General features: G+C 37.7%; 13 protein-coding genes. 1 reads left to right on the top strand and 12 read right to left on the bottom strand.

Annotation, left to right across the window (positions count from 1 at the left end; all coding sequences use genetic code 11):
• Nucleotides 1–185: 185 nt before the first annotated feature.
• From ACOXY8_RS09955 to pdhA, 12 genes are all read right to left on the bottom strand, one after another.
• Complete coding sequence (locus ACOXY8_RS09955; RefSeq protein ID WP_458331436.1) at nt 186–1,268, bottom strand: helix-turn-helix domain-containing protein; 1,083 nt, start codon at nt 1,266–1,268, stop codon at nt 186–188.
• A 322-nt stretch (nt 1,269–1,590) separates the two neighbouring features.
• Nucleotides 1,591–3,615 carry an excinuclease ABC subunit UvrB gene (gene uvrB / locus ACOXY8_RS09950; RefSeq protein WP_458331435.1) on the bottom strand — a complete coding sequence of 675 codons (2,025 nt, stop codon included), beginning with the start codon at nt 3,613–3,615 and terminating at the stop codon, nt 1,591–1,593.
• Between the two features lie 7 nt (nt 3,616–3,622).
• Nucleotides 3,623–4,381, bottom strand: coding sequence for a shikimate dehydrogenase family protein (locus ACOXY8_RS09945; RefSeq protein WP_458331434.1), 759 nt, complete (start codon nt 4,379–4,381; stop codon nt 3,623–3,625).
• Nucleotides 4,371–5,315 carry a DUF368 domain-containing protein gene (locus ACOXY8_RS09940; RefSeq protein WP_458331433.1) on the bottom strand — a complete coding sequence of 315 codons (945 nt, stop codon included), beginning with the start codon at nt 5,313–5,315 and terminating at the stop codon, nt 4,371–4,373. Before ACOXY8_RS09940 ends, ACOXY8_RS09945 begins: the two co-directional genes overlap by 11 nt.
• 51 nt (nt 5,316–5,366) lie before the next feature.
• Entirely contained in the window at nt 5,367–6,143 is a 777-nt protein-coding gene (locus tag ACOXY8_RS09935) for a phosphosulfolactate synthase (protein WP_458331432.1), read from the bottom strand.
• A 117-nt stretch (nt 6,144–6,260) separates the two neighbouring features.
• Nucleotides 6,261–7,667, bottom strand: a complete 1,407-nt coding sequence (locus ACOXY8_RS09930) for a tetratricopeptide repeat protein (protein ID WP_458331431.1) — start codon at nt 7,665–7,667, stop codon at nt 6,261–6,263.
• A gap of 87 nt (nt 7,668–7,754) precedes the next feature.
• The gene (locus ACOXY8_RS09925) at nt 7,755–8,744 is read right to left on the bottom strand and encodes an NAD-dependent epimerase/dehydratase family protein (RefSeq protein WP_458331430.1); all 990 of its coding nucleotides are present in this window, start codon (nt 8,742–8,744) and stop codon (nt 7,755–7,757) included.
• Nucleotides 8,745–8,746: 2 nt separating this feature from the next.
• A complete protein-coding gene (gene rfbC, locus ACOXY8_RS09920) occupies nt 8,747–9,292 on the bottom strand; it encodes a dTDP-4-dehydrorhamnose 3,5-epimerase (protein ID WP_458331429.1) in 546 nt (181 codons plus the stop codon).
• 76 nt (nt 9,293–9,368) lie between these two features.
• Nucleotides 9,369–10,691, bottom strand: a complete 1,323-nt coding sequence (locus ACOXY8_RS09915) for an aspartate kinase (protein WP_458331428.1) — start codon at nt 10,689–10,691, stop codon at nt 9,369–9,371.
• Nucleotides 10,692–10,816: 125 nt separating this feature from the next.
• Entirely contained in the window at nt 10,817–11,293 is a 477-nt protein-coding gene (gene ribH / locus ACOXY8_RS09910) for a 6,7-dimethyl-8-ribityllumazine synthase (protein ID WP_458331427.1), read from the bottom strand.
• 90 nt (nt 11,294–11,383) lie between these two features.
• On the bottom strand, nt 11,384–12,100 hold the full coding sequence (locus ACOXY8_RS09905; RefSeq protein WP_458331426.1) for a tetratricopeptide repeat protein: 717 nt from the start codon (nt 12,098–12,100) through the stop codon (nt 11,384–11,386).
• 60 nt (nt 12,101–12,160) lie between these two features.
• Nucleotides 12,161–13,192 (bottom strand): pyruvate dehydrogenase (acetyl-transferring) E1 component subunit alpha, encoded by a 1,032-nt coding sequence (pdhA, locus tag ACOXY8_RS09900; protein WP_458331425.1) that lies wholly within the window; start codon nt 13,190–13,192, stop codon nt 12,161–12,163.
• Nucleotides 13,193–13,292: 100 nt separating this feature from the next.
• Here pdhA and recF point away from each other — a divergent pair, with 100 nt between their 5' ends.
• Nucleotides 13,293–14,414 (top strand): DNA replication/repair protein RecF, encoded by a 1,122-nt coding sequence (gene recF, locus ACOXY8_RS09895; protein ID WP_458331424.1) that lies wholly within the window; start codon nt 13,293–13,295, stop codon nt 14,412–14,414.
• Nucleotides 14,415–14,463: the final 49 nt, after the last annotated feature.

The following is a 14,463-nucleotide window of genomic DNA, read 5'->3' as shown; positions in this document are numbered from 1 at the left end:
CCTATACGACAATAAATATAGTAGCAGCAACTTGTTATTAGTTAATTGTGGTGTTCAGGTTTCTAAAATGAAACCAATAAAATTTTATTCGACTGAAAGTGAGTAGTTTACACTTAAGTTTTTGAAAAAAAAGAATATACTTAATTCAGAAATGAAACATTATTTTCAAATATTGAACAAAGGAATCAAGAGCGTTTGAGGTACTCTTGTGGACTTAATCCCTCGTGTTTTATGAATGCATTGTAGAACGTTGTGCGAGAATTAAAACCTGCCTCTTCTGAAAGTCCTTCTAGTGTTATTTTCTTTGTGGAGCCCTTCTTAATCTCATTCTTTACGAATTCAACCCTATGAAAATTGACATAATCGTTGAAGCGCATTTTATAATGTCCATTGATAATCTTTGACAAAATGTATCTTTCACATTCCAATTTCTTCGCACATTCCTCTACCGTAAGTCCATTGATTTGGAACCATTTCTCCACTCTCATCCCAATCTCAAGTTTACTTAAAATACTGGCAGATAATTCTAACTCCTTCTTGGTTTCAATGGGTTCAGTTACTTCAGCTGTGTCTTTTTTTAGCATATCATACTTCTTTAATTTACTTGGATCAGGCAAGCTAAAAGTAGTCTCAGGCATAAAAAAGATAAAACCATGAAGGAATAAGTAAACAACAAAGGAGCTTACTATTAACACAAAATATGGGAAGCTGCTGCTTGAAAAACTGGTTGATAAATCTGAAGAAAAAGAATTGATTAAATGAATAGAGGAGTTAATCGTTCCCAATGAAAAGACTACTAGTATCAAAAATAGCAATTGGAAAAATGATTTACCATTTTGAAAGTGATGAATTCTTCTACTACTTTTAAACAGGCAAACAAATAAGTAGACTAAATAAGCAAATAATAGCACTAACCGTAAGATGCTATGAACCTCTGCTCCCAAAAATCCTGAACCCTCGAAATCTGTGAGCCTAGCATCTACTAAAATTCTCTCAAGTATTTCTCTCTTTTCAAAGCTTGGCTTCAAATAAAAAGGAATCAGATCGATAAACTGAATGAGAGCTGGTAAAAAATGAGGCCAATCTTTATTCCAAACAATAACCTTATTAAAAACGGCCCCTCTGAAATAAAAAAGCAAGAGAGGGCCAATCAAATAATAAGTGGGAGCAAAAGCACGAAAAAGATGTGGAATTTGAATAATATTACCTGTGACTATCAGGAATGTAACAATTATATATGTATTTGAAATCAGAAAAATAAAACCCATTAAACGGTTATTTAATGGCCATACCGAACCTTTAAAAATCAATATAACACTTGTGAATGTAGTGATTGATCCAACAAAGTATAAAATAAATCGAAGCAACTCAAACTCCAAAGTAATGCTATTTATTGGTACTAGCTCATCAAAAAATCAAGACAAATTGCGGCAAAAAACTATTGTTGATCAATACCGCTTTTTTGTTACTTATGCAATATTAATAAACTATAAATAAATACAAGGGTATTTTTAAGGTAAGCGGGTGATTATTTACTGTAGACTCACAAATCATACAATAACTGGAAAAAAAGTGAGAGGTCTAATAAGTTTATTTACTCTTATATAGAGTCTCTAATTCTACCATTTCATCTCGCAATTTTGCAGCTTCCATAAAATCAAGATCCTTAGCGGCTTTCTCCATTTTCCTCTTTGTTTGATCTATCAGCTTGCCGAGTTTATCCTTATCCAGATAGGCAACTACGGGATCAGCTGCCACATTGGCTTCTTCAGGCTCTACATAGTATTTCTTGTTCGAACCTTTCTTAGAATCAGCTACTTTGGTTTGACCCATTATTGCCTCTTTGGATCTAGTAATCGTAAGTGGCGTAATGCCATGCTCTTTATTATAAGCCATTTGCGTATCTCTACGTCTATTGGTTTCATCAATGGCAACACGCATGCTTTCAGTTATCTTATCTGCATACATTATCACCTTTCCATTTTGGTTTCTGGCTGCTCGTCCAATAGTCTGCACTAGAGAACGGTGGCTTCTTAAAAACCCCTCCTTATCTGCATCCATAATGGCTACCAAAGAAACCTCTGGCAAATCGAGTCCTTCACGTAATAAATTGACTCCTACTAATACATCAAAAATCCCTAATCGCAAGTCACGCAATATTTCAATACGATCCAGCGTATCAACTTCTGAGTGGATGTAACGAGTTCTAACTCCAGCTCTCTCAAGAAACTTAGTTAGTTCTTCAGCCATTCGTTTGGTGAGCGTGGTTATCAGCACCCTTTCCTCCCGCTCTACGCGAAGATTGATTTCTTCAAGCAAATCATCAATTTGATTCAAACTTGGTCTTACATCAATCTCTGGATCCAGCAACCCAGTTGGTCTAATTAATTGCTCAATTACAATTCCTTCCGATTTTCTCAATTCGTAATCTGCAGGTGTTGCACTTACAAAGATTGTCTGCCCAATCAAGCCCTCAAATTCAGTAAAGGTCAATGGCCTATTATCCATTGCAGATGGCAAACGGAATCCATAATCTACCAAGTTAACTTTTCGACTTCTATCACCTCCCCACATAGCACGCACTTGCGGAATGGTCACGTGGCTCTCATCTATTACCATCAAAAAATCTTCTGGAAAATAATCTATCAAACAGAATGGCCTCGCTCCAGCTTCTCGTCGATCGAAATATCGACTATAGTTTTCCACACCCGAACAATAACCCAACTCTCGAATCATCTCCAAATCAAATTCTGTTCGCTCTTTCAATCTTTTGGCTTCTAGGAATCTACGCTCATCTTCAAATTGATGTAGACGCAATACAAGATCATCTTGTATTTCTTTAATCGCAGTTTGTACTACGTCCTTACTTGTCACAAACAGGTTTGCAGGGTAAATTGAAATTATGCTTTCATCAGATTGTTTCTTACCAGTTTCAGGGTCTATGCGCTGAATTGCCTCAATTTCATCTCCAAAAAAATATATCCGAAAAGCGAAATCAGCATAGGCTGGATAAATATCTAGTGTATCTCCTTTAACTCTAAAATTGCCTCTTTTGAACTCAGCCTCAGTACGACTGTAGAGAATATCCACAAGTGCAAATAGTAGCTTCGAGCGAGAGATCATATCCCCTTGCTGCAAGCGAATAATATTTTTACCAAATTCCTCTGGATTACCAATTCCGTAAATACAGGAAACTGAAGCAACGACAATTACATCTCGACGACCGGAAAGCAAAGCAGAAGTAGCTGCTAACCGTAGTTTCTCTATTTCTTCATTAATAGATAAATCCTTCTCTATATATACATTGGAATTTGGGATGTAAGCTTCAGGCTGATAGTAATCGTAATAGGATATAAAATACTCTACGGCATTTTCAGGAAAGAAATTTTTGAACTCACCATAAAGCTGCGCTGCCAAAGTCTTATTGTGGCTCAGAATTAATGTAGGCTTTTTTACTTGAGCAATGGTATTCGCTATGGTGAATGTTTTACCAGAGCCTGTCACACCTAATAATGTTTGCCAGGGCTCTCCATTATTGAGTCCTTCAGTCAGCTGCTTTATGGCAGTTGGCTGGTCACCAGTGGGCGAAAATTCAGATGTGAGTTTAAATTCCATAATGAAACTAAGCCTGCCATATTTCCCAAGCTTTCTCAGCTTGATAGTGCAACATATCTAAGCCATTTTTCACCTTAGCTCCCAACTCCAACCCACGCTTCATAAACAAAGTTTCGCTTGGGTTATAAACCATATCATAAAGCAAATTTTTGTTACTCAATTTGGTGTAGTAGAGATCCGGGCAACTATTCAAATTTGGGTATGTGCCCAAAGGTGTTGCATTCACAATAAGCGGATATTCATCTGCCCAATTTTCCATCGACTTTAATTTGTCATAAGAAATTGTATGAGTTTTGGCTTGTGGATTACGAGAGACTTTTAAAACTTCAAATCCCAAATCTTCAAGAGCTACAATTGCTGCTTTAGATGCTCCACCACTTCCTAATACAATAGCCTTCTTGACAAGTTTTTTGGGCAGAAATTCCTCTAATGATTTTTGGAAGCCATAATAATCTGAATTATACCCTTTCCAAATTCCATTTTCCATTTTCACCACATTTACTGCGCCTATTCGCTCAGCTGATGGATCCAATTCAGAAAGAAAAGCAATCACTTTTTCTTTATAAGGAATGGTAACATTGAAACCTCTTAAATTCGGTAGCTTATCAAGCTGCTTAGGCAAATCATCTATTTGCGGGAGATCTAGCAAAATATAATCATGGTCGGTCAATCCTTCCTTCTCAAATTTATCTCGAAAATGACCTTGAGAAAAAGAATGACTCAAAGGATAGCCTAATAAGGCAAATAAAATGGTGTTACTTGACATCTCTAACTTTTAATAGATTAGCTACTCTTTCAATCGAAATTACAATCGCAATTCCAATGAAAATGAAAAATAGTGCTTGTAAAAAGAATGGGTCTTGACCTGTGGCTTCTAAATATTCATTTGGCAATAAGTTTTGCTCCTTTATGGGTTTTGCTTCTCCATGTCTATCAATTATCGATTCTACTACTTTTTTCCAAGGCCAGACCTTATTGAGTGAACCTACCATAAAACCTGCCAACAACGCAATTGTTGGATTATAAAATCTTTTTAGTAACCAGCTAATACCACGAGCCATCGAGAGAAGACCTAAAACACATCCAGAAATAAACACTAGGATCACCGGAATGTTAATATCCGAAAGAGCTTGCATCATGTATTGATATTTACCAAGTAGCAATAGTATAAATGAGCCTGAAATACCTGGCAATATCATCGCTGTAATGGCAATTGCTCCACTTACAAAAATGAAAAACAAGCTATCTGAAGTAGTAGCTGGTGACGCCGCAGTAATTAGATAAGCTATTACAATACCAAGTACTAAGGCAAGGTAGTCAATTGGTTTCCAATGATGTATGCTTTTAGCTACTAATATGGCTGATATAATAATTAAGCCGAAAAAGAATGACCAGACTTGGATCGGATAAGTGAGAAGCAAAAAGGTAATGAGCTTAGCAAGTGACAGCACGCTGGTTGCAATACCGAGCAATAAAACTATCAAAAACGTCCCATCAATCTTTTTCCAAAATCCACTTAGGTCAAATCGGATTAATAGCTTCAATGCCTCAAGATCAACAGATTTTATGGCATTCAATAGTCTCTCGTATATTCCCGTAATAAAGGCAATTGTGCCACCAGAAACTCCCGGTATTACATCTGCCCCGCCCATGGACAATCCTTTCAGGTACAAAAGAATATAAGGAAGTAGTTTATTCATAAGCAGGTTCTAAAGCAAAAACACCAAATCAGATAGGTATTCTGGTACCAATTATTCTGAAACTTTATCCCTTTTGATAAAAGTAGAGAATGTGTCTCCTCTCAACCCTAAACGAATAGTCTCAAGCGGTAATACTTCATTTGGAGAAATATTTCCCAAATTCACATTTGCGCCTAACAATTCAATGAACCAAACTTGCTGACCCTTTTGAGGTGCTTCCCAAATAATTTTTTCAGAAGGTATTTGAGTTAGAATTTCTTCAACTAAACCTTCGCGAACTTCACCAGATGAGCGGAATAAGCCGACATTGCCTCCCTCCCGCGCTTCGCCAATTACTTTCCAAGCTCCAGCATCCAATTCCTTACGCATCAATTCAATCCACTTATAGGGAGGTATAATTTTGTCAACATCCTTAGACCCTACTTCTGAAAGTACCGTGCATGTTTCTGCCAATTTGGATATATATTTCAATTTCAAATCATGCGGCATTACCACTGAGCCATCAGAAACCTCAGCATGAGTCACATTGTATTGTTTTAGTAACTCCACATAGTCATCAAACTGATTTCTCACTACAAATGCTTCAAACAAAGTGCCCCCAAAATATACTGGAATGCCATGCTTCTGATACAAAGTAATTTTCTTATCCAAGTTTGGTGTCACGAATGAAGTGCCCCAACCCAATTTTACAATATCTACATAGGATTCAGCTACGCTAAGAAAATCCTCAGCTTCTCTAAGGCTAAGCCCTTTATCCATGGCCATGGTGTAGCCATCTTCCCTCGGTTTTTGCGTACGCTCAGGAAGTTCGTTTAACAGGTAATTCATGTGATTTTGATTTCTATTTTACATTAAAAAAACAACCATCGAAATGATAATTTCTAAAGGTTGCTTTCAAATTACAAATGATAAAACCGATGTTAAAGAATGTGATCTTATTCGGTTTTAATGATTATCTCTTTTGTATTGATCGATTATTTTGAAGAGTACTTTCTGAATTTCTAGATTAGGAAAGAAATCGAAAAGCACTGTATGCATATCGAAATCCAAAATTAATGCATTTTCTAGAAAATGGAAGGCTTCTTGGTACTTCCCATTGCCGATTAAGTAGGCTGTCATCCGATAATGGAAAGCAGGCTCATCAGGCACCTCTTCTAAGGCCTCTTCCATCAAAGTAACAGCTTTATCGAAATTGCCCTGCTCAAAAGAAATGAATGATAAATCTAACCAACACTCTACTGATGTAGGATCTATTGCGATAGCTTCTTCATAAGCTTCCATGGCCGAAACTACATTGCCAGTTTTGTATTCTGCAGCTGCCTTGGCAAGCCAAAACTCAAAATTATCCGAATTTATCTTTAAAGCTTTCGTAAGAAAATGAATTGCTTCAAAGTACTTTTCTTGCTTTAATAGGCAAGAGCCCATCCCAAACCAAGCATCATCATACAGCTCATCTATCTTTACCGCTTTTTGATAGTACTTAAGGCCTAGTTCAAATTGAGCCATTTTTTCATAAGCTGCCCCAATGCAACAAAATACTTCGGATGAAGGCCCTTCTAAATCAAGCGTCTTTTTGTATGCCTCCAATGCCTTTATGAAATTTTCTTGATTCATGTAGGCATTTGCCAAATTGAACCAAGCACTAGCAAATTCCTCGTCTATTAGGATAGCATAGTCATAAGCATCAATCGCCAAATCAAATTTCTCGAGCTTGTTATAAACAATACCCAAGTTGTACCAAGCGTAAGATGAGTACGGATCTTCATCAATAAATTTCTGGTAATACTCTACACTTTGTTCAAGCTCATCTAGGACGTCCAAGCAAAAAGCCATTTCGTACAAGGCGCCATCATGATGCAAATTCTGTTCAAGTGCTTTCTTATAGGCTTCTATAGCTTCTCTGTATTTAGCGTTGCTCTGGTGAGCCATTCCTATTTGGTAATAGATTTCTTCAGGCTCATCAGTACTTTCCAATGATTTGCTAAGCACTTCCACTGCTTCATCATAGCGACCCATCATGTTGAAAATTGTACCTGTAAGTGCAAGTATTTCAGTATCATTGGGGTACACAGTATTAGCAGTTTCTAACACTTCGATGGCAGTATCCCATTCGTTCATATTAGAAAGTACTTGCGCCTTTAATAGGAGCAACTCCATACTGAGTGGATATTGCGTCAAGGCTATTTCACAAGCCTTTAGAGCTTTTGCGTTTTTCTCTATATCCAGATAATGTTGAATTATCTGCTCAAAAGTGTCTTCGTCAAAAAAGTAATGACTACGCTGGCTGAGATGTTCCTCAAACCTTTTGATGAGGTCTTTATCCTCCTCTCTTCTTCTGAATTCTTCAGGCATAAGGTTAGGTTTAAAGAGCTTTTAAGAAATATACGAAAAATGCCAAAAGAAAATGTCTTTGGAAGATTTATTTTCAAAAGAAGGGATTTATTTTTCTTTTGACAATTTTTCCTTCAGTTCAGTACATATTCTTTCAATGGTTTGTTCCAAGGGAGAAAATTCAATGCCAAGTTTCTCTTTTATTTTATTGTTTCTGTATTTAAAATTCTTTTGAGAAAGCTTCGCGGTTTCGGCTGTTACTAATGGCCTACTACCTGTTATCCAGCCTTTCAATGTTTCGGCAATTACAGCTGCCCAAACGATTGGTTTGCTTGCTTTGATAAAAGGAGCACGCTTGCCTAAATGCTTAGCCATAATCTGAAAAAATTCTTTGTAATAAATATCTCCAGCATTTAAGATAAAGCGATCATTCTGCGGCCCCAGCTCAATAAAGCGGGAGGTAATATCAGCCACATCCTTCACATCGATGTAATTGATAATAGCATCGGTGTAGAATGGCTTTTGATCCCATACGTACTTGAAAAGCTTAGCGCTTGATTGCTGCAAATCGCCCATTCCTAATACTACTGATGGATTTACAATCGTAAATTTCAACCCTTCCTCACCTCCACGCCATACTTCCATTTCAGCATGATACTTTGAGATGGCATATTGAGAGTTGAGTTCCGAAGTCTGCCATTTGGTCTTTTCATCTATCACATCAATATTCTTCACCCTGCCAATAGCAGCGACAGAGCTAATGAGTAAGAAATGCGGCACATTCTGCTCTATACATAGGTTGACCAAGCCGGCGGTTCCATCCACATTTATCTTCATCATTCTGCTATGGTCTCGTTTATCGAATGAAACCATTGCTGCAGCATGAATAAATGCTTCAACTCCGTCTAGATTTTGACCAATAGTCGGCAAATCTAAAATATCTGCTTCTACCCATTCAATTTTGCTGGCAGTGCCTCCTAGTAAACTCATATTACTATTACTGCGACGAGTGGCTCTTATGCTATGCCCTTTTGCCAGAAGGCTTTTACAAATTTCACTTCCCACCAATCCGTTGGCACCTGTAATAAATATTAGCATTTCTAAGAGAATAAGGTTTTCACAACTTCTTCAAAATCAGGCAGCAATTGATCCTTTTCAGAAATGATTGGCTCTTCGACCATCCAATCTATATTCAAACTATCATCATTCCAACGAATGCCCATTTCTGATTCCTTATGGTAGAAATTGGTGCATTTGTAGAAAAACACACTATCTTCCAAAGCTGCAAAACCATGAGCAAAACCATCTGGAATATACAAACTGTTATTCATTTTAGAATCTAACAAGCAACTCATGTGCTGACCAAAAGTTGGAGAATTGGGTCTGATATCTAAGGCTACATCCAGTACCCTCCCGCTCAATACCCTTACAAGTTTGCCTTGTCCAAAGGGTTCACGTTGGAAGTGAAGGCCTCGAATCACGCCCTTCTTCGAAAAGGATTGATTATCCTGCACAAAATCTATCGGCACGTTCGCATTTCGAAGTTTTTCTACATGAAAAGATTCAAAAAAATATCCTCTCTCATCATGAAAAATCATAGGCTTTAATTCCACTAGACCCTCGATGCGATGCTTTATTATTTCCAATGACTTTCTGTTTTTATGTATTGCAAAATAGTACTAAATATTGGCTATTGTCTTCCAAATCGAAAAAGCTTCTGAATTATTCCAAATTAAATACACCCAGATTCAACGCTTTCAAAGCTTCTATTTTCACGCTTGTGTCCACCAATAAGCTTACATTATGTCTGCTACCACCATAACTCACCATTCTAAGTGGAATATCTCTAAGGGCTTCCAAAATAGAATTTAACACACCCTTGTTTTCAGCTACCATATTACCTGCAATACAAATAATTGTCTGGTTACCATCAACTTCCACCAAGCCTAACTCCTCTAATTCTTGTACAATTTGCGGGAGGTGTGATGTATCATCTATCGTGAGCGAAACCGCCACTTCTGAGGTAGTTACCATATCTACAGAAGTCTTGTACTTTTCGAAAATCTCAAATATTTGGCGCATGAAACCATAAGCAAGCAACATTCGACTGGACTTAATTTTCACTGCTGTAATACCATCTTTGGCAGCAATGGCTTTTACTCCTGCCCCAGTTTCTTCAGCAGTAATAGTGGTTCCTGCCGCTTCGGGCTGCATTGTGTTGAGAAGTTTTACAGGAATGTTCGCTTTCTGTGCTGGCCAAATAGACGCTGGATGCAAAATTTTTGCGCCAAAGTATGCAAGCTCCGCCGCCTCGTCGAAAGACAGTTGCGCAATTGGTTTGGTTTGCTTCACAATACGCGGATCGTTATTGTGCATCCCATCTATATCCGTCCATATTTCTACAACCTCTGCATCTATGGCTGCTCCAATTAATGAAGCTGTATAATCGCTGCCTCCACGCTTTAGATTATCAACTTCATTTTTACTGTTTTTGCAAATATAGCCTTGAGTTACAAAGAGCTTGTCATCAGGATAATTTGCAATTATTGCCTTAAGCTTTTCAGAAATTTTAGCCAATTCAGGTTCATGATTTTCGTCGATAGACATAAAATCCAAGGCGGGTAAAAGAACAGCTGGAATTTCAACTTCTTTCAGATAGATGGTAAACAGCTTTGTACTTAACAACTCTCCCTGGGCAAGTATATCCCTATTGATGGCTTCATTGAACGAAATTTTGAGAAGTATGCTCAGAAACTCAAAGTGTTCCTCAATGACTTCCAATGCCTCGGTACGAGCCTGCTCTGTTTTGAGCAATTCAGGATAAAACTCCAAATAGTGTTGCTTAAGTGCTTCAATTTGTAAACGAGCATCCTCCTTATCGCGACGAGCCATTGCATCACCAATATTTACAAGGGCATTTGTTGTTCCTGATAATGCTGATAAAACGACAATTTTTGCTGAATCATCTTTTGTTACCAATCTAGCAACTTGATGCATTCGGTGCGGCAAGCCTACAGAGGTGCCGCCAAATTTCATGATCTTCATGTGTGTTTCAGAATATTGTTACAATGAAATAAATTGACTTCGGCATTATTAATGATTCATTAATCTCTTAAAATGGCCTTATCCTGAATTTTGGGTTTATGTGTTTCGTGATTTGGCTTGAATATTTAAAATCCAAGCATTTTGATTGCTGTAATTGCAGCTTCATCGCCTTTATTGCCATGCTTTCCTCCCGCGCGATCGAGAGCTTGCTTTTGATTATTTGGAGTAAGTACCCCGAATACGACAGGCTTATTGTACTTCAAACTCACATCAGTGATTCCCTGAGCCACTGCCATACAGATAAAATCGAAATGACGAGTTTCACCTTGGATTACACAGCCTAGACAAATTACAGCATCGATATCCTCTCGCTGAGCCATGTATTGGGCGGCTAAGCTCAATTCAAAACTGCCAGGAACATTTTTTCTAATTAAGTTTTCCTTTTTTGCACCATTCTTCAAAAGCGTAGAAAAAGCACCTTCATAGAGGGACTCTGTTACCTCCTCATTCCATTCCGAGACGATAATAGCAAACTTTTTATCTTGAACATTGGCAATGTTTTTCGAACTGTGTTGGCTCAAATTTTTATTTGCTGATGACATATTGCTGAAAAATTGATTTGAATTTCGTTATAAAAAAAGGGTAAAGCATTAGCTGCCTTACCCTTCTATATTTTCCTTTTTTGCAGAAAATTAGTTAGCAGCAAGGGCTTCTAGCCTTGCCTTAAACTTTCGTGCATTAGTTATTTCAAGAGACTCAGGATATTTATTGATAACTTCGTCGTAAGTAGAAATCGCTTTAGTAGTATCACCTGCATTTTCAAAAGCCAAAGCAGCTTTCATTAAGTACTGAGGTGAAAATTGCTTATTTGGATGCGTAGAAGCACCTTTTTGATAAGCAGCTGCTGCATCGGCAAAGTTCCCTAACTCCATGTAAGCATCACCAATAAGTACATGCTTGCGACCTGAAACCAAGAAATCATCAGATGAAAAATCTTGTAGCATATCCAATGCTGATTGGAATTCTCTTTGCTGAAGATAAATTGACCCTGCATAGAATGACGCCAAATTAGCTGCATCCGTACCAGAATAGTCATCAAGTATATCTAGAAAGCCTAGTGCATTACCATCACCATTCAAAGCATTTTCTAAATTTCCATTTTCAAAATAAAATATTGCTTGAAACATCTCTTGTTGAGCTTCGGCATTCTTAGTTTCCATTGTGAAACGATAGATGAAGATTGCAGCAATAATTATTGCAATTAATCCACCTATACCAAATACCATTTTCTTATTCTTACTCAGAAACTCTTCTGTTTTACCAAGCTGGTTTGAAATCACCTCTGGGTTTTCAAGAAAATCATTTCCTTGCTCGTTTTTACCTCTTGGTTTTCTTTTCGTAGTTGCCATTCATCAATTTTTTGGGACGCAATATTATTACAATTTTCCTAGAATGTAAAATTCTGTGAGCTATTCTGTTATGAACGGATAATCTTCTTGCAAATAATTATCTGTAAAGGCCTCGCTTGGATCTGGATAATCTGACTCTTCGGCGAATTTTACTGCCTCTAATACTTTTTCCTTGATAGCACTTTCAATCTCTTCAAGCTCTTCTTGCGTAGCAAATTTTTCTTTGAGAATTGTTGCTCTCACTTTTTCGATCGGATCTTGACCTTTATAGTTTTCGAGTTCTTCCTTAGTACGATATTTTGAAGGATCCGACATTGAATGTCCTCTGTAACGATACGTTCTGAATTCCAATAGAGTAGGGCCTTCTCCAGCTCTTGCTCTTTCTGCTGCTTCAGCTACTGCATTGTGTACTTCCTCCACCGTCATGCCATCTACTGGGAATGAAGGCATATCATACGCACTGCCAAGCTTATATAAATCAGTTACGTTGCTGGTTCTCTTCACTGAAGTACCCATTGCATAACCATTGTTTTCAATACAAAATATAACTGGTAGCTTCCAGGTCATTGCCATATTTAATGCTTCGTGGAAAGCACCTTGACGAACGGCACCATCACCCATATAGCACATACATACATTGCCAGTCTTCATATATTTTTCTGCAAATGCAATCCCAGCACCCATTGGCACTTGTGCACCTACAATACCATGCCCGCCAATGAAATTTCTTTCCTTATCGAAAATGTGCATAGAACCACCTTTGCCTTTTGTAGTCCCAGTTTCTTTTCCATATAGTTCTGCCATTACGGGCCCAGGCTCCGTACCCAATGCCAACGGGTGCCCGTGATCTCTATAAGCGGTAATCCATTTATCATCTGGTGTAAGGGCGGAAACTGCTCCTGAAGCGCAAGCCTCTTGACCAATGTAAAGGTGCAAGAATCCGCGAATCTTTTGTTGGCCATACAACTGCACACATTTTTCTTCAAACTTTCTGATCAAGGACATGCTTTCAAACCAATACATGTATGTTTCCTTAGAAAATTTCGTCTTCGCAGCTTCTTTTTTAGTTGTTGTCCTCTTTTGGCTTGCCATATATGCTTAGTTTTGGAACTGATTCGCAATTTGCTAACAATTCTTCATTGGGTATTCGTTGAAATGAACGCAAAATTAATAAAACCCATTCAAATAGTTAATGTATCTCGAAAATCTACATCTTTATTCTTTTAAAAATTATTCTGAAGAGACCTTAAACTTCTCTCCATTTATCAACTGTTTTTTGGGTCCGAACGGTTCTGGAAAAACAAGTTTACTAGATGCTATTTACTATTTATCCCTTACAAAAAGTGCATTAAATCCTATTGATAACCAATGTGTTAAGCATGGAGAAACGCAAATGGTACTGCGAGGAGATTTTGCTAAAGACAGCAAAAATTTCCAAGTGATTTGCCATGTACAAAACGGCCAAAAAAAGACTGTAAAACTCAATAAAAAACCTTACTCAAAATTAAGTGAACACATAGGAAAATTTCCTGTAGTGATGATTGCGCCCAACGATACGGAGATAATTCGTGATGGAAGCGAAACCCGCAGGAAGTTTTTCGATGGCATGTTAGCTCAATATGATCAGCCTTACCTTGATATCCTTATCAAATATCAACATGCTCTCAAGCAAAGAAATAGTCTGTTGAAAAGCTTTGCTGAACAAAATCGGGTGGACAAAGATCAGCTCGAACCTTGGGACAGCCGCATCCTTAATTGGGGTGCATTGCTTTATGAAACTCGCAAGGAGATGGTTCATCAATTTATTCCACTATTCGAGGAGCATTACAACCAACTAAGCGACAAAAAAGAGAAAATGGAGATTGTATTTCAATCGGATTGGCATGACGAAAAGCACTCACAGCTTTTTAAAGATAATCTCAGAAAGGATTTGCTTTTGAAAAGAACCATGATGGGCTCGCATCGAGATGATTATGAATTCTTGATTGACGGACATCCCATTAGGAAATTTGGATCGCAAGGACAGCAAAAGTCATTCGTGATTGCCCTGAAATTAGCTCAGTTTGATGTGCTGCGAGAAAAAACTGGTGTCAAACCAATTCTATTACTTGATGATATTTTTGATAAACTTGATGATATGCGTATTGCAAGAGTAATAAAACTGGCTTCAGAGGATACCTTTGGACAGATTTTTATTACAGATGCACGGCCGGAAAGAACCTTAGCAATCATCGATCAATTGCCCAAAGAACGCTCAATATTTTTGGTGGAAAGCGGGAGGGTAAATGTGGTACCTGATACAATTCCAGAATAAATGGGCTTCTAGATAACTATCGAGCATAAAAAAACGGAAGAGTAACCAG

Origin of the sequence: Peijinzhouia sedimentorum (assembly GCF_049340005.1) — a bacterium.
Classification (GTDB): domain Bacteria; phylum Bacteroidota; class Bacteroidia; order Cytophagales; family Cyclobacteriaceae; genus CAXBDP01.
Note: the sequence above shows the minus strand (reverse complement) of the source record. Positions and strands in the feature narration are given on the sequence as shown.